Genomic DNA, 16,200 nt, shown 5'->3' with positions numbered 1-16,200 from the left:
ACACCAACCCGGACAACACAAGGGCGCGTTCCCAAAAGAACGCGCCCTTGCTGTGCCCGGACCGCATCAAAAAGCCCCGAAATTTTCCTGCCGCGCCGCTTCAATTTCCCCTTGCGCGCCGCTTCTCACCCGTTGCTATGGCACCCCTCTTTTTTTGATTTTTTCACTCTTCACCATTCACTCTTCACACTTTCCCTGATGTCCACGCCCAATGCCGAACACGTCCTGCGCATCGCGCAGGAGCTCAATCTAAAAGTCCACCAAATCGCCACCACGGCGCAGCTCTTCTCCGAGGGCGCGACCGTCCCCTTCATCGCCCGCTACCGCAAGGAGGCCACCGGCGAACTCGACGAAGTCCAGATCACCGCCATCCGCGACCGCCTCGAACAACTCGCCGCGCTCGACGAACGCCGCGCCTCCATCACCGCCTCGCTCAAGGAACGCAACCTCCTCACCGACGAGCTCGCCAAAAAAATCGCCGCCGCCGAAACCCTCAACACTCTCGAGGACATCTACCTGCCCTTTCGCCCCAAAAAACGCACCCGCGCCACCATCGCGAAGGAGAAGGGCCTCGAGCCCCTCGCCGACCTCCTCCAGGCGCAAGACCCCGCCACCGACGTCGAGGCGGAGGCCGCCGCGTATTCAGGACGTGAATACACGCCCGACGACGGCAAGAACACGCCCGCCAAAATCAAGGACGCCGCCGAGGCCCTCGCCGGCGCGCGCGACATCATCGCCGAGCGCATCAGCGACGACGCCTCCACCCGCGCCAAACTCCGCGCCCTCTACGCCGCCAACGCCGTCATCTCCACCAAGGTCATCGGCGGCAAGGAAACCGAGGGCGCGAAATTCAAGGACTACTTCGACTGGAGCGAACCCCTCGCCAAGGCCCCCAGCCACCGCGTCCTCGCCATGCGCCGCGGCGAAAAAGAACTCGTCCTCATGATGCGCGTCACCGCCGACGAAACCGCCGCCCTCGCCGAAATCGAACCGCTGCATGTCAAGCAGAGGCCAGAAGGCCAGAAGCCAGAAAGCCAGAAAAACACCACCGGTTCCACCCAGCCGAAGTCTGGCACTCTGGCCTCTGGCCTTCTGGCCTCTGGCTCCGACACTTCTGCCTCCACCCAAGTTCGCATGGCGCTTACGGACGCCTACAAACGCCTCCTCGCCCCCGCGATGGAAACCGAGATGCGCCTCGAATCCAAAAAACGCGCCGACGAAACCGCGATAAAAGTCTTCGCCGAAAACCTCCGCGAACTCCTCCTCGCCTCGCCCCTAGGCCAGAAAAACACCCTCGCCATCGACCCCGGCTTCCGCACCGGCTGCAAAGTCGTCATCCTCGACCGCCAGGGCAAACTCCTCCACAACGACGTCGTTTACCCCGACCAGGGCGCCGCGCGCAACGACGAGGCGACCGAAAAAATCAAAGGCTTCGTGGACTTCTTCAAAATCGAGGCCATCGCCATCGGCAACGGCACCGCCGGACGCGAAACCGAGGCCTTCATCCGCGACCTCGGCCTCCCGAAAAACATCCCCGTCGTCATGGTCAACGAATCCGGCGCGTCGATCTACTCCGCCAGCGAAGTCGCCCGCGAGGAATTTCCCGACCACGACATCACCGTGCGCGGCGCGGTCTCCATCGGACGCCGCCTCATGGACCCGCTCGCCGAACTCGTGAAACTCGACCCCAAGTCAATCGGCGTCGGACAATACCAGCACGACGTTGATCAAAACGCCCTCAAACGCTCGCTCGACGACTGCGTCGTCTCCTCCGTCAACGGCGTCGGCGTCGAGGTGAACACCGCCTCGAAACAACTCCTCAGCTACGTCTCCGGTCTCAACGCCAGCATCGCCGCCAACATCGTCGCGCACCGCAACGAAAACGGCCCCTTCAAAACCCGCGCCGAACTCCTCAAAGTCTCGCGCCTCGGCCCCAAGGCCTACGAACAAGCGGCGGGCTTCCTCCGCATTCGCGGCGCGGAAAATCCGCTCGACGCCTCCGCCGTCCACCCCGAGTCGTATCCCATCGTCGAAAAAATGGCCGCCGACCTCGGCGTGACCGTCGCCGACCTCATGCGCGACGAAAAACTCCGCAAAAAAATCGACCTTCAAAAATACGCGACCGACAAAGTCGGCCTCCCCACGCTCACCGACATCCTCGCCGAACTCGCCAAACCCGGACGCGATCCGCGCCAAAAATTCGAAGCCTTCGCCTTTCAGGAAGGCGTGAACAAACCCGAGGATTTGAAACCCGGCATGAAGCTCCCCGGCATCGTGACCAACGTCACCGCCTTCGGCGCCTTCGTCGATGTGGGCGTGCACCAGGACGGCCTCGTCCACGTCAGCCAGCTCGCCGACAACTTTGTGAAAGACCCGGCTGAAGTCGTGAAAGTTTCCCAGCGCGTGATGGTCACGGTGACCGACATCGACCTCGCTCGCAACCGCATCGCCCTCTCAATGCGCTCCAACCCGCAACTCGGCGGAAAATCCGGCGGAGGCCAAGGTAGGGCGGCCTCGGCGAGGCCGCCGCACGGAGGTTCATCCGGCGGAGGCGCCCCGCGCCGCGACTCCACCCAAAGCCTAGGCGGCGACTGGTTCACCGCGGCTCTGAACAAGAAGAAGTAAACCGAACACGCACGCGCAATGTGGCACAGACATGGCTGACTGTCGCTGCGCTCGAAACTTGTCTGTGCCGTTTGAATGTTGCGAATACCGGCACAGACAGGAATGTCTGTGCTACATTTCTCATTCCCCATGGACTTCTTCTCTGCACAAGCACGCGCGCGCAAAAAGACCCGGCAGCTCATCGTCCTGTTTGCCGCGGCGATCGTGTTTTTGGTGGCCCTGAGCTATGCCATTCTCGCCGTGATTCGCGCGGGCTGGCTTTATTATTACGAGCCCGGTTCCGCCTTTCAATTCTGGCAGCCCGGGTTGCTTGCGTTTCTCATCGTCATGACGTGCGGGCTCGTCGGTGGGGCGTCGTGGTGGAAGTGGCGGCAACTGAGCAAGGACGGGCTGCTCGTGATCAAATCACTCGGCGCGCGATGGGTTTCGCCCGGTTCGGCAAACATCATTGAGCGCCGCCTTGTCAACATCGTCGAGGAAATGGCCATCGCCTCGGGCGTGCCGGCGCCCGCTATTTTTTTGATCGAAAACGAACAGGCCATCAACGCCTTCGCTTGTGGACTCAAACCGCAGGACGCCGCCATCGTCGTCACACGCGGCGCGCTCGACCACCTCACGCGCGACGAATTGCAGGGCGTGATTGGCCATGAGTTCAGCCACATCCTCAACAACGACATCCGCATGAACGTCGTGCTCATGGCGGTCGTGCACGGGCTGTTGTTCATGGCGCTCGCCGGCGAGGGTATCTTCAAGGACTGGAATCTGCTCGAGGAATCGCCGTTCTACTTCATGAAGGTGATCGTCGCCATGGTTCGCGTGCCAGTCGGCATTGCCGTGTCTATTTTTGGATACACCGGATACTTTCTGGGCCGCCTCATCATTGCCACGATTTCGCGGCAGCGCGAATACCTCTCGGACGCCGCCGCCGTGCAGTTCACTCGAAATCCGTCCGGCCTCACCGGCGCGCTGCGCAAGATCGGGCTCTCAGGGGGCGTGGTTGTCACCAGCAAAAACGTGCGCGCGATCCAGCATTTCTTTTTTGTGGATGCGTGCCGAAACCACCTCGGCCGCTGGTTTGCCACGCATCCCTACTGGCTGGATCGCGTGCGCGCAATCGACGCGCAAACCGCGAAGTTTATCGTTTCCGACTCCCTGGATCGCGGACGCCTCGTGACGGATGATTCCGACGAGCGCCCCGCCGTGGCGGGGCGGCGCAAAGCCGGCTTGCGGTTGAAACAAAAAATCGAAGCGCCCTCGTTCGGCGAGGGCGGCCCCGCCGCAAACATATCCACCGGTGAAAACAAGACGGACCCCGCGGAAAACCGCGCCGCGATGCTGCAGCGCCTGCTTGGCGCGAGCGCGCCGGAATCAATCGCCCGGGCGCGTCAATTGCTCGACTCGATCAACCCGGAACTGCTGGACGCGGCGCATTGTCGCGACACCGCGCCCGCGCTGGTGCTCGGGCTCCTGATTGATCGCGACGAAACCGTGCGGCACATGCAATGGGACGCCTTTACTTTTCAAGGAGGCGCGCCGCTTAAAATAATCACGCGCCTCGAACCGGCGCTGCTGAGGCTTCCGCTCGAGCACCGCCTGCCGCTCCTGCAACTCGCGCTCCCCACGCTGCGTATGATGCCCGGCCAGGATGTCGGGCGATTCTGGCAGGCCGCGGACAAAATCGCCCAATGCGACGGGCGCATCACCGTATTCGAATACTCGCTGCTCCGCATGGTGCAACGGCATCTCGTTTCGGTTGCCGCGACGCCCCTGCGAAAAACAAACAAGGCATTCGCGCAGCCCTCGGAAATTGGCGCGCATGCCGGCATGGCGCTGTCGATGCTCGCAAACTGCGGCGGCGCGGACGAAGGAACTTCCCGGAAGGCATTCGAGGCGGGAAAATCCAAGCTCGGACGCTTTGCCGTTTTTGCCAAATGGCACAGGCCTCAAACTGGCGAAGTCGAGGGTGCCGCAATGATCCAGCAACTTTATCGTCCGCTCGACACCGCGCTCGACCGCCTCGCGACCGCGCCGCTGGAAACCAGGCGAGCCGTGCTCGCCGCCGCTGCCGCCGTGGTGATGGCCGACGGGAAGCAACACATTGAGGAAATCGAGCTCCTCCGCATGATGTCCGACTCGCTCGGCTGCCCGATGCCGCTGGTGTGAAACTGGGCGCGGCGACACAAGGTAACACAGACGTTCTTGTCTGTGCTACCTTCCGAACCGCCGCGCGAGTTCGCCTAGCGACAGCTCGAAATAAGTCGGGCGTCCGGCGGGGCTGGTGAGCGGGGTCTTGCAGGCGAGTAGCTGGCCGATCATCGCGCGCATCTCGGCCTCGCTTGCCGCGGCGGGCAGGCGAATCGCCTTCACAACGGCGAGCCGCGCCAGTTCGTCGCGCGCGAGGTCGATGTTTTTTTCCTGCAAGCGTCCGTCGCGCAACGCGCCGAGCAGGTCGCGCACAAACGGCTCGGCATCCGCCGGCTCCATCCACGCGGGCACGCTCTCCACGCGGAAAAAATTGCGCCCGAACTCGGTGATTTCAAAACCGTGCTTGTTGAAAAAATCCAGCCGGTCGAGCAGCAGCGCGCTGGCGATGGCGTCGAGTTCAATGGGGATGGGAAGCAGGAGGCGCTGGCTGGGAACCTCGCCGGAGCGGAATTGCGTTTGCAGCCGCTCGAACCAGATGCGTTCGTGCGCAGAACGGCGGTCAAGCACGACGAGCCCTGCGGACGTTTCAAAAAGCGCGTAAGCCTGGTGCGCGAGCCCGAGAAACCGCCAGGTGGAATTTCCGATTTCCGGTTTCCGATTTTCGATTGGCCGCGGTTCGGGTGGGTTGGGTGGCACGGGCGACCCGCCCGTGTGTCCGGCGGATTGAATGGGTTGGGTGGCATGGGCGACTCGCCCATGTGTTTGAACCTGCGGCGTGACTCGCGGAGTCGGCGCAAACGTCGGCGGTGTTTGCGCGGCCGTCCCGGCCATGCCTCCCAAGCCCACGGGCGGATCGCCCGTGCCACTCGATCCGCCCAATCCGCCTTGCGCGTTGCGCAACGCATCAAGCACGTTGCGAATCACAAAACCGCGCACGGCGGTTTCGTTGCGAAAGCGCACTTCGCGTTTTGCCGGGTGCACATTCACATCGACCGCCGCCGGATCGATCTCGAAAAAAACAAACGCCACCGGATACCGGCCCTTCGGCAGGTGCTCCGTGTAGCTTTCAATGAGCGCGTAGTTGAGCGCGCGGCTGTCCACCGGGCGCCGGTTGATATACGTGATCATCTCGTGCCGCGTCGCGCGTCCCATGCCGGAGCCGGGCCGGTCGATCAGTCCGCTGATGCGCATGCCGCCCTCGGCGGCGTCGATGGGGATCAGGTTCTCGGCGATTTGTTTTCCAAAAATGCCGGCGACGCGCTCGCGGAGCGTCTCGCATTGGGGCGAGCGAAAAATGACGCGCCCGTCCTCGATCAACGTGAACGCGACATGCGGAAACGCCAGCGCGTAGAGCCTCACGCCCTGGATGATGTGCGCGGACTCGGTGGCGTCGCTTTTCAAAAACTTGCGGCGCGCGGGCACGGAGTTGAAGAGGTGCTTGACCTCGATGCGCGTGCCGACGGCGCGGCCGCATTCGCGCACGTGGACGAGTTTGCCGCCGTTGACAAAAACCTCGGTGCCGGTGTCGGACGAGGCCTCGCGCGTTTGTATTGAAAATTCGGATACGCTGGCGATTGACGGCAGCGCCTCGCCGCGAAACCCGAAGCTGGAGAGCGAGTCGAGGTCGGCGGCGGCGGCGATTTTGCTCGTGGCGTGGCGTTCGAGCGCGAGCAGCGCGTCGTCGCGCGACATGCCCGCGCCGTTGTCCTCGATGCGCATGAGCGAGCGTCCGCCGTGGCGAAACTCGACCTCGAGCCGCGTGGCCCCGGCGTCGAGCGCGTTTTCCACGAGCTCCTTCACGACCGCCGCGGGCCGCTCAATGACCTCCCCCGCGGCGATCTGGTTCGCCACGCGGTCGGGAAGGATTTTGATTTTCGAGGACATTTTCTTAATCGCGGAAGCGCGGAAGGACGGAAGGCGCGGAGTCAAGAACGACGCGTTTTATTGCCAGCCGCGCTTCGGCGAAGTTGAGGACGAGGGCAAGTTTGCATCCCGTGGCTTTCAGATAGGAACGGGCTGTGGCCAGGTGGATGTCTTCGATGGCTTTGCAGGCCTTGAGCTCAAGAATGATGCGGCCATCAATGATGAGATCGAGCCGATGCTCGCCGAGGATTTGGCCGTCATAGACAATTGTGACGGTCTTTTGGCACTCCACCTTGTGGCCGCGTTTGGTGAGTTCATGCGTCAGGGCGGTTTCGTATATCTTTTCGAGAAATCCGGGACCGAGTGCTCGATGCACCTCGATGGCCGCATTCAACACGCGGTCACTCAAGTCTTGTTCTATTAAATTCATTCCGCATTTCCGCCCTTCCGCGTTTCCGCGATTAGCTTTTTCCAGCGCGCGAATTGTTTTTTGATTTGTTGCGGGCCGGGCATGCCGGTGCCGCGGCGTTTTTGCATGGCGCGCTTGAGGTCGAAGACTTGCGTCCAGTCCTTTGCGTAGGCGGGATGGATTTTTTGAATTTCCGCGAGGGGGATTTCGTTGAGCGGAACATTGAGCGTCTCCGCAACACGCACGACCGCGCCGACGGCGTGGTGCGCCTCGCGGAACGGCACGCCGCGCTCGACGAGATAATCCGCGAGATCGGTGGCGAGCAGCGCGGGGTCGGCCACGGCGGCGGCGCATTGGTCGCGGTTCATCTTGAGGCCGGTGAAGGTGCCCGCGAGCACGTCGGCGCAGATCGCGGTTTGGTCGTGGCTGTCGAAGAGCGGCGGCTTGTCCTCCTGGAGGTCGCGGTTGTAGGTGAGCGGCAGGCCTTTCGCGAGCGTGAGGAGCGTGTGGAGGTTGCCTTGCAGGCGCGCGGATTTGCCGCGGAGAAGTTCGCACGAGTCGGGGTTTTTTTTCTGCGGCATGAGCGAGGAGCCGGTGCAAAACGCGTCGGGCAATTCCACGAATTTAAACTCCGCGCTCGACCAGAGAATCAAGTCCTCGGCGATGCGCGAGATGTGCACGCCGAAGAGCGCGCAGGCGTGCGCGAACTCGATGAACAGGTCGCGGTCGGCGACGGTGTCCATGCTGTTTTGCGTGACTTGCGGGCGGCCGCGCGCATCGACGAAGCCGAGTTGTTTCGCGGTGAACTCGCGGTCGATGGGGAGCGTGGTGCCGGCGATGGCGCCGGAGCCGAGCGGGCACCAGTTGGCGCGCGCGGCGGTCTCGGCGAGGCGCGCGCGGTCGCGCTGGAGCATTTCGAGCCACGCGAAAAGATGGTGCGCGAGATAAACGGGCTGCGCGCGCTGGAGGTGCGTGTAGCCGGGGACGAGCACGTCGGCGTGCGCGGCGGCGGCGGCGAGGATGGCGCGCTGGGCGGCGGCGATTTTTTCGGAGAGTTGCGCGCAGGCGTGCTTGAGGTAGAGGCGCATGTCGGTGGCGACCTGGTCGTTGCGGCTGCGCGCGGTGTGGAGCTTGGCGGCGGCGGGCACGCGGCGGGTGAGCGCCTGCTCGATGTTCATGTGCACGTCCTCAAGTTTCACGTCCCACTTGAATTTGCCCGCGTCGATTTCCGCGAGGATGGCGTCGAGGCCGGCGTGGATGGCGTCGCGTTCCGCGGCGGTGATGATGCCGGTGTGCGCGAGCATGGCGGAGTGGGCCTTGCTGCCGGCGATGTCGAACGGCGCGAGGCGGCGGTCGAACGAGACGGATTCGCTAAACGCGAGCATGAGCTCGGCGGGGCCGGACGTGAAGCGGCCGCCCCAGGTGGCTTGTTGGGACGGGCGGGCGGTTTTTGTGGATTTGGCCATGATTAAAAAGGGGGAGAGTGGGGAAAATTTTCGAATCACGAAATCCCAAATGTCAGGCCACTCGCAAGCTCGTAGACCAAAGAAATCTCAAATCCCAAAAACCGAAATTTAAAAAAGGCGTCAATCGTGCAACTGGCTGCGGAAAACAATTATGTCGGCGTGGCCGGCGGCGAAGGAAGAGGCGGTTGCCGGAACTGTGATCGTGAAGGTTTGTTTCTGGAGGTAGACGGGCTGCATGTCCTCGTCGAGAAAGTCGAGCGTGACGGGATGCGTTCCGGGCGGAAGTGACAGCGGAAGGTAGCAGAGGTGGCGGGGCAGATTTTCCCACACGCGGGTGTCGGCTTCCGTTTTGGTGGCGTTTGAAAGCGCGGATGCGCCGATGCCGATTGCAACGAGGGCGCCGATGCCTATTGCGATGGGCGCAAGGACCGCGCCGATGTCACTTCCGTCATCATGGTCATCCTTGTGTTTTGGTTTGTGGGAGTTGCGGGGCTTGGGCGGGCGGGTGGGGGGCGGCGGGTTATACGGCGCGGGCACGTCGCCAATGCCAAACTCGGTGTTGGCGAGCGCGGTTGCCAGCAGGGAGGGAATGGCAAGCGCGGCATCGGCAACCATGCCGGTGTTTTCCTTGAACGCGACTTTGTTGCCGAGAACATGATCCATCACGCGCGGGCCTCGAGTGGTGGCTTGATAACCAAGATCGTCGTATGCGGGAACCGCCTGGGTTTGGCCGGCGACATGCAGCCGGACGTGCCTGACCGGGCCTTTTCTGACGGTGAACCAGAGGCGTTCGCCCGCCTGCCCCGCCGCGTATTTAATCGGCGCGCGTCCGTATTCGACGAAGAGATGGACGTTGGTTTTCAGGTCGTAGTCGGGCGGCGCCGGGACGTGTTGCAACGCGGCGCTGGCGCGGGCCCGGGCGAGCGCGCCTGCCCCGGCATCGGGATTGCCGCTGAGTTTGGCGGTGATGAAACCGTCGAGATAATCGAGCAGGATATAGTCCGCGGCGTAGGTTTTATCAACGGTGTCGGAATCAAGGAGCGCGGCCGTGCGGAGAAGCGCGCGGGCGTTGTCGGGTTCGCCATCCGCCCAGTAAAGCAACGCGCGGTAAAAGTTGGCCATTACGCGCTCGTAGGGCTCGCCGTAAAAGGGCTTGCCGGCCTCGCTTTTGAAAAGCCCGCGGGCCTTCGCGGCATCGCTGTTGGGTTGTCCGTAGGCCGCGGCGGCGGAGGCGAGGGCGTCGTCGAGAAAAGTTTTCGCAAGCGCGTGTTCCCCGCGGCGAATCGCGGTGCCAGCGGCGCGATATTGCCAGAGGACTTTGTTGCGGGGCGACGCGACATTGATGTTGGCCTGATGATAGGTGAGATAATTGCCTGTGAACGGAATCTCGCGGTCGGCGCGCGGCGTTGATGCGCACCCGCTAAAAATAAGCGCGAGCGAAAGGAGGACGCAGACGGTTTTTTGCGGGATTATTGTTGAAAGCATGCGCATGCGCGTTGTGCGGAATCCAGACTATCGCAAACGAAACGAGTGAAGAGGAAAAGTTCCATCGGGGTGAATTGTAAACATAATCGATACGTTCGTCCTTATCGAATCCCGGCGCAATTTCCCTGCTTCACATTCCGCAATCCGCAATCCACATTTCGCATTCAAATGAATCTGTCGAAACACTGGGCTTCGCTTTTGGATGATTATGTGATCGATCTGGCTTGGTCGCCGGACGGGGAGTTGCTGGCGGCGGCATCGGCGGGCGGCGGCATCTCGATTTTTCGCCCGAAGGCGGTGACGGCGACATCCGACGTGTCGGAAACCATGCTCCACGAATTGCCGGGCCATGATGATGGCACGAATTGCATCGCATGGGCTCCGGTGACGGCGGGAGGCGCGGTTTCGCGCATGCTGGCGAGCGGCGGTCAGGACGGGGCGGTCAAATTATGGGACGCCGACTCGGGCCAGCATGTGACCACGGCGGAATTGGGCAGTGCGTGGGTTGACCACATCGCATGGCGACCGGGGAAATCAGAGACCGGAGAGCAGGAAAGTGCGGAGACCGGGAAAACAAATTCTCCCGGCGTTCCGGCTTCCTCGCTTTTGGCCGCGGCGGCGGGGAAGGATGTCGTGTTTCTCAACGCCGACGGCTCGGAGCGGTATCGTTGCAAACCCGCGCCGAAAACCGTGCAGGCGATAGCTTGGGAGCCGGACGGCGGCGCGCTCGCGGCGGCGCATTTCGGCGGCGTGCGGCTTTGGGACGGGGACGATTTTGTGCTGCAAAAAGAGCTGCCCTACAACAACGGCATCCACTCGCTGGTCTGGTCGCCCGACAACCGCTGGCTTGTCTCCGGCAATCAGGACCAAAGCGTGCATTTGTGGATTCCGGAGACGGGGCTTGAATTGCACATGAGCGGCTACGAAAGCAAGGTCGTCACGCTGGCGTTTGACCGCAACAGCCAATGGCTGGCGACGGGCGGCGGGCGTGATGCGTGCGTGTGGAATTGCAGCGGCCCCGGCCCCGAGGGGCGCGAGCCCGACTTGCTGCCCCATCCCGAAAAAGTGTGCGCGCTGGCGTTCCAGCGGACGCATGGCTTGCTCGCATCGGCGTCGGAGGACGGCTCGGTGATGCTGTGGAGCCTGGATCGCAACCAGCCCTTGCGCGCCACGGTGAAAATGCCCTCCGCGGCCACAAAACTGGCATGGACTCCGGACGACCGGTTTCTGGCAATCGGCTCCAAAAAAGGAGCCGTGTATGTGCTGTCGGTGGAAGCGTGAGCGCCGGTGGCTTGTCGCGTGTGTTTGCCAAAAGGCCAGTCGACGGCCTTTTGATTCCCCGCGCACGGTGTGTGTTGGTCTGCCCGTGAATATCTTTTTTTCGACTCACCGCGATCGCACTTGGTTTGCGCGTGTTCATATTCGGCGTGGTCCCGCCTTTTTCCTCAAAATAACAAATCAACGAGCCCGCCCGACAGAACACATGTGTTGTGTGTTAGTATAATTTTATTAATAATGCGGGGGCTTTTCGTTCTGCACATCAAAATTAGACTGGTTGCTTTTATGAGATAATTGCTCTTTTAGGAGTATCAGTTGGTTTTTTAGCAGGTCGATCTCGAACGATTGTGTGCTAATTATGCGATCTTGCTCGGTTGCGTGTTGCTGCAACCAAGTGAGATGTTCTTCGAGTCGGGCGGTGCGTGCTTCGATGTCCATAAAAGAAGTTTCTTGCGCGAGAGAGAAACAGATTGTGCGTAATGTCAATGAGTAACGATAAAACCGACATGTTTTATCGAAGCTGTTTTTTACGGCAAATTAGCCCTTTATTACGAAACAGATAATAGTGATGAGTGTCTAACATTTATATCTAACATGGATATTTTAGTCCAAGGGTGGGGGAATGTCCATCGGCAGTATGACACATTAAATTCAAACACAGCAATTATTCAATACACTCGGATTCTAATTTATGCTACAAACAGCCTATGTAATAACATGTTAAAAAAGTTTGCCGATGTATTGACAAATTAGCAAATAGCATAATCAACTAGTAAATTAATCCAATGAATTACACACAACTCTTTCGTAATCTGAGGGAATCAAAGGGGCTCACGCACGATGGGCTTGCCAAGCTGGTGGGATGTCACAGAAACACGGTTATCAATGTTGAAAGTGGCAGGCCGGTTAAGTTTAAAACCATCGCCGAGCTGATGGCGAAGATGGGGTATGACAGCAATTCACCGGAAACCAAGAGTATCGCGCTGTTGTGGCTCGAATCGATCAGCGGCATCAACCTCACGCAAGAGCAGAGTTCGCACGAGGCGCACGAACGCATTGCGCAATACCGGGCGACGGAGAAGGAGGCCGTGCAATTGCTGAGCGAGCTCGTCATGCGCGAGCATCTCACGGTGAACCAAATCCGCACGCTCTACTACGCCGCCGAGCAGCCCGAGGTGATTGCCATTTTGGAAAGCATCCGGAAGCTCAAGGTGGAGGAGAAAAACGCCGTCAACAACCCGGCGGAGTAAATTCCATAAATAACATATTCCCGCAAAGCCGCATGCCAGCATGCGGCTTTTTTGTTTATACAAAACCGTGCGCGGCAAGGCGGGTTTTTATTTCAACGCGGCCTTTTTATAAGGACGACTTTCCCTTGAATGGCGCGGCCGTTTTTGGCGGGGCGCCGCCGGCGCTCGAGACGGCGTTCCGCCAGCCGCCGCGTTTGCGGTTCACAAAACCCCGGCGCGAATTTCGCGCGCGCGTTGCGCGGGCGATCTGAAGGCCGCTCTTTTGTCGCAAACTTTTTCAGGCTCGGCCTTGCGATGCCGGCGCTTGCATTTTTGCGTCAAGGATGAGTTTGAGCAGCTTGCCAAGTTGGGCCGAGGTTACTTTGTTGGGGATGTCGGTGTTCACCCGGTGGACGATCACGAGGTCGTATTCCGGAAGGATCAAAATGCAGTGGCCGCCAGCGCCGCGCGCCGAGTAGGAGCCGTCGGGCAGCTCTGCGCCGGGATAATGACGCCCGTCGACCGCGACCCACCACAGGTATCCATAACCGCCCGAGCCGCCGGTTTTCGAATATGCCGCGACGCTTTCGCGCACCCATTTTTCGGGCAGGATTTGCTTGTCCGCCCATTTGCCGTTGCGCAAATAAAGCAGGCCAAAACGCGCCATGTCGCGCGCGGACATGCGGAAGACATACGCCGGGAAATCGGACTCGGGCTCGTTGACAAACTTGGTGTCCGCCGGGACCTGAAAGTCCTCCATTTGGAGCGGGGCGGCGATGTGTTGCCGGAAGGCGTCGAAGACATTTTGTTTCGCGACTTTTTCGTAAATGCCTCCGAGCGCGTTAAAGTCCCAGTTGTTGTAATACCAGAATGCGCCGCGCGGATGAGCGCCTCGCGCGGGGCGCTTTTTTTTCATGGACGCTGTTTCATAGGCGGCGGGGTGATAAACGCCCGAGCGGGCCTTGAGCAAGTCGCCCACAGTGGCTTGTTTTTCGGCGGCTGTGAGCGAAGGGGCTCGGTCGTCGATGCCGAGTTTTTCGAGTGTGTCGTCCAAGCTTATTTGCCCGGCTTCCACGGCGATGCCGTAGAGCGCGCTGATGAAGCTTTTTCTGATCGAGTGAATGTTGAGGCGTTTGGTCGTGGCGCCCCATTGGTCGAGAATGACGCCCTTGTGCACAATCATCACCGCCTCGGTGGCGATGGTTCCGGAGTAGGCGCGGGCTTGTTGCAGTTTTTCCGGGGACCAGCCGTATTTTTCGGGCGCGTCGGCGCTCGACCATGTTTTACCGGGGTAAACAGGCACCAGTTTCGCGGGTTGCGTTTGTGCCGGGCATTGGAGCGCCGAAAGCAGGCAGAGGCCAAGCAGAAGCGTCTGCAATCGAAGGGTTGTGTGGGTTTTCATCGTCAGGGGAAATGCAAAGAGATGCAGCTGGCAAAATGGCTGGCGACACAAATCCACGAAATCCGGCTTGAATGGGGAACAATTGCTTTGGGTTAAGGTGTGCCGGCGGCTGCCGGATTTTCACGGATGCGCTATTTTTTCAACTCCGTTGTTTTGACGACGGTTTTGGGTTTGGCGTCGTTGTGGATGAAATTTTTCACGTCGGTCAAGCGCGCCCATGCGGACTTTGCCTTGGCGGGCTCGGGGAGCGTGATGTCGCGCAGCGTGATGCCGTCGATGTCCTCCAGCACCAGCGCGGGACGCTCGTCGGGTTGCGTCGTGGCGACTTCGACGTTGTGGAGCTGGAGGTTTTTGACGTGGCGCGCGTAGAGCGCGGTCGCCGGCAGAAGGCCGAACATGCTCGGCTCGGGATAGGCGTTGTCGCGCTCGGGCACCGCGAAGGGCGCGCGCTTGCCTTGCACGCCGGGCGCGCCGCCGCGCAGGAAGAAGGCGTTGACGAGCGCGTCGGGTTGCGCGGCGATTTCCTTCATCGTCAGGCCGCCGCGCGTCTCGACGCGGATGTTGGAGAGGCGGATGTTTTCAATGTGATGGCCGGGGATGCCGCTGATGATGAAGGCGGGGAAGCGGCCGTCGGCGTCGGAGGCGACGAGGTTGTCGATGGTGACGCGCTTGATCGAGCCGACGGGCGTGCCCTTGGGGCCGCGGGCGCGGTTGCCGAGGCGGATGAAGAGCGGGGCGTTCGACACGTCGCGCATGGTGATGTTGCTGATGGCAATGTCCTCGATTTCGGAGCCATCGACGCTTTCGAGCGCGATGCCGCGCGAGCGGTCGAAGACGATGTTCGAGATGGTGATGTTGCGGAAGGGGCCGTTGGACTCGGTGCCGAATTTGATGCGTCCGGTGGGGCCGTCCTTGTCGGGCGAGTGGGCGAGGGTGCGCCGGTAGGTGCCGTCGAGGAGGGTGCCGAGGTTGTAGCCGGTGACGGAGCAGTTCGTAATCGTGACGTGCTCGGTGGGGCGGACTTCGCCGAGGGCGTGGGAGGTTTTGAGGACGATGGCGTCGTCGTTGGGGGTGTTGAGGGAACAGTTGGAAATGCGGACGTGGCGGCAGCAGTCGATGTCGAGCGCGTCGCGGTTGGTGTCGATGCGGAGGTTGTCGATGGTGAGGTTGTCAACGCCGGTGGCGAGGAGCGCGAAGTGGCCGCCGTGGTAAACGGAAAAATCGCGCAGGGTGACGTTGCGGCAGAGGCGCAGCGCGATGGTTTTGTTGCCGGAGCCCTCGGTCGCGCCCCAGCCGCGGTTGAGGCCGCGTCCGTCGATAAGGCCGTGGCCGGTGATGGCGATGTTTTCGAGGCCGTCGCCGTGGATGAGCGAGTTGGCCCAGTGCGAGTGGCCGAAGTCCTGGTATTTGAGGTCGCCCCATTTATTGGGCTCGGGTGCGTCGTAGCCGGTGTCGGCGGCGAGGATTTTCGCGCCGGCGTCGAGGTGAAGTGTGATGTTGCTGCGGAGGCGGATTGTCGCGGAGAGATATGAACCGGCGGGGAAGTGGACGGTGCCGCCGCCCGCGGCGGACGCGGCTTCGATGGCGCGGTTGATGGCGGCGGTGTCGAGCGTCTTGCCGTCGCCGACGGCGCCGTGCGCGCGGACGGAATGCGAATGCGGGATATCGGGGACGGTTTTGCTGGCGCGGACTTTGGGCATGGGAAGGATGGAGAGGATTGTGAGCAGGATGACGGTGGCGTGTCGCATTGGGGGAGCGCTTGCATGCCAGGATGGTTGGACAGGCGCGGCCGGGGCAAAGCCGCGGCGGGGTGAACAGTCAGACAACTGACACAAAAAAACCGCGCCTTTGCGGGCGCGGCTTTTGGGGGAAGAGTAATGGTTCGCCCTTATTTGGAGGCGAGCAGCTTTTCGACCGTGTTGTAGAACTTGATCGACTGGTCGCGATCGCCGCCGGTGCCCCAGCGAATGCGAATCTTGGTTTGGAGGCTGTTGGCCTCGGAGACTTTGATCTGCACCTTCAGGTCGTTCGCATCGCGGGCAATGATTGTTGATTCAAACTTGCCCTCGGTGAGGGCGACCTCGGTGAGGCCGAGTTGCTGGGCGGCTTCGCGGGCGGTTTGGGTGACGGTGGGCGCGGTCGTGTTGTAGAGGCCTTCGAATTCGCCGAAGTTAAACGCGCCGACGTTGTTTTCCCCGCCGAGGGGGATGTTTTGGCAGCCTGCGACAAAGGCGAGGCAGGCGGCGATGAGGAGGGTGGCTATGGTGTGCTTGAGCATGGTGTTGTGCTGTAAAAACT

Annotated in this window: 12 protein-coding genes; 4 read left to right on the top strand and 8 right to left on the bottom strand. The window is 61.2% G+C overall.

The window, feature by feature from the left end; all coding sequences use genetic code 11:
- Positions 1-198 precede the first annotated feature (198 nt).
- Complete coding sequence (locus M2103_RS05530) at positions 199-2,625, top strand: Tex family protein (protein ID WP_277509260.1); 2,427 nt, start codon at positions 199-201, stop codon at positions 2,623-2,625.
- 129 nt (positions 2,626-2,754) lie between these two features.
- The gene (locus tag M2103_RS05525; protein ID WP_277509258.1) at positions 2,755-4,788 is read left to right on the top strand and encodes a M48 family metalloprotease; all 2,034 of its coding nucleotides are present in this window, start codon (positions 2,755-2,757) and stop codon (positions 4,786-4,788) included.
- 45 nt (positions 4,789-4,833) lie between these two features.
- On the opposite strand, the gene mutL is transcribed toward M2103_RS05525, so the two are convergent.
- From mutL to M2103_RS05505, 4 genes are all read right to left on the bottom strand, one after another.
- Positions 4,834-6,654 (bottom strand): DNA mismatch repair endonuclease MutL, encoded by a 1,821-nt coding sequence (gene mutL / locus M2103_RS05520; protein ID WP_277509257.1) that lies wholly within the window; start codon positions 6,652-6,654, stop codon positions 4,834-4,836.
- Between the two features lie 4 nt (positions 6,655-6,658).
- Positions 6,659-7,063 (bottom strand): GxxExxY protein, encoded by a 405-nt coding sequence (locus M2103_RS05515; RefSeq protein ID WP_277509255.1) that lies wholly within the window; start codon positions 7,061-7,063, stop codon positions 6,659-6,661.
- Positions 7,060-8,508 (bottom strand): argininosuccinate lyase, encoded by a 1,449-nt coding sequence (gene argH / locus M2103_RS05510; RefSeq protein ID WP_277509254.1) that lies wholly within the window; start codon positions 8,506-8,508, stop codon positions 7,060-7,062. Before argH ends, M2103_RS05515 begins: the two co-directional genes overlap by 4 nt.
- Positions 8,509-8,628: 120 nt before the next feature.
- The gene (locus tag M2103_RS05505; RefSeq protein WP_277509253.1) at positions 8,629-9,993 is read right to left on the bottom strand and encodes a hypothetical protein; all 1,365 of its coding nucleotides are present in this window, start codon (positions 9,991-9,993) and stop codon (positions 8,629-8,631) included.
- Positions 9,994-10,161: 168 nt separating this feature from the next.
- Between M2103_RS05505 and M2103_RS05500 the strand changes: the two genes are divergently transcribed.
- A complete protein-coding gene (locus tag M2103_RS05500) occupies positions 10,162-11,274 on the top strand; it encodes a WD40 repeat domain-containing protein (RefSeq protein ID WP_277509252.1) in 1,113 nt (370 codons plus the stop codon).
- Between the two features lie 228 nt (positions 11,275-11,502).
- On the opposite strand, the gene M2103_RS05495 is transcribed toward M2103_RS05500, so the two are convergent.
- Positions 11,503-11,709, bottom strand: a complete 207-nt coding sequence (locus tag M2103_RS05495; RefSeq protein WP_277509251.1) for a SlyX family protein — start codon at positions 11,707-11,709, stop codon at positions 11,503-11,505.
- 347 nt (positions 11,710-12,056) lie between these two features.
- Here M2103_RS05495 and M2103_RS05490 point away from each other — a divergent pair, with 347 nt between their 5' ends.
- Positions 12,057-12,521: a helix-turn-helix transcriptional regulator gene (locus tag M2103_RS05490; RefSeq protein ID WP_108824410.1), complete on the top strand. Its 465-nt coding sequence runs from the start codon at positions 12,057-12,059 to the stop codon at positions 12,519-12,521.
- Between the two features lie 277 nt (positions 12,522-12,798).
- On the opposite strand, the gene M2103_RS05485 is transcribed toward M2103_RS05490, so the two are convergent.
- From M2103_RS05485 to M2103_RS05475, 3 genes are all read right to left on the bottom strand, one after another.
- Positions 12,799-13,902 carry a serine hydrolase gene (locus M2103_RS05485; protein ID WP_277509249.1) on the bottom strand — a complete coding sequence of 368 codons (1,104 nt, stop codon included), beginning with the start codon at positions 13,900-13,902 and terminating at the stop codon, positions 12,799-12,801.
- 131 nt (positions 13,903-14,033) lie between these two features.
- Positions 14,034-15,650, bottom strand: coding sequence for a glycosyl hydrolase family 28-related protein (locus M2103_RS05480; RefSeq protein WP_277509248.1), 1,617 nt, complete (start codon positions 15,648-15,650; stop codon positions 14,034-14,036).
- Positions 15,651-15,790: 140 nt separating this feature from the next.
- A complete protein-coding gene (locus M2103_RS05475; RefSeq protein ID WP_277509247.1) occupies positions 15,791-16,180 on the bottom strand; it encodes a DUF3568 family protein in 390 nt (129 codons plus the stop codon).
- Positions 16,181-16,200 lie beyond the last annotated feature (20 nt).

Source organism: Ereboglobus sp. PH5-5 (genome assembly GCF_029504805.1).
Lineage (GTDB): Bacteria > Verrucomicrobiota > Verrucomicrobiia > Opitutales > Opitutaceae > Ereboglobus.
The sequence above is the reverse complement of the archived record's forward strand: the minus strand, read 5'-3'. Positions and strand labels throughout refer to the sequence as shown.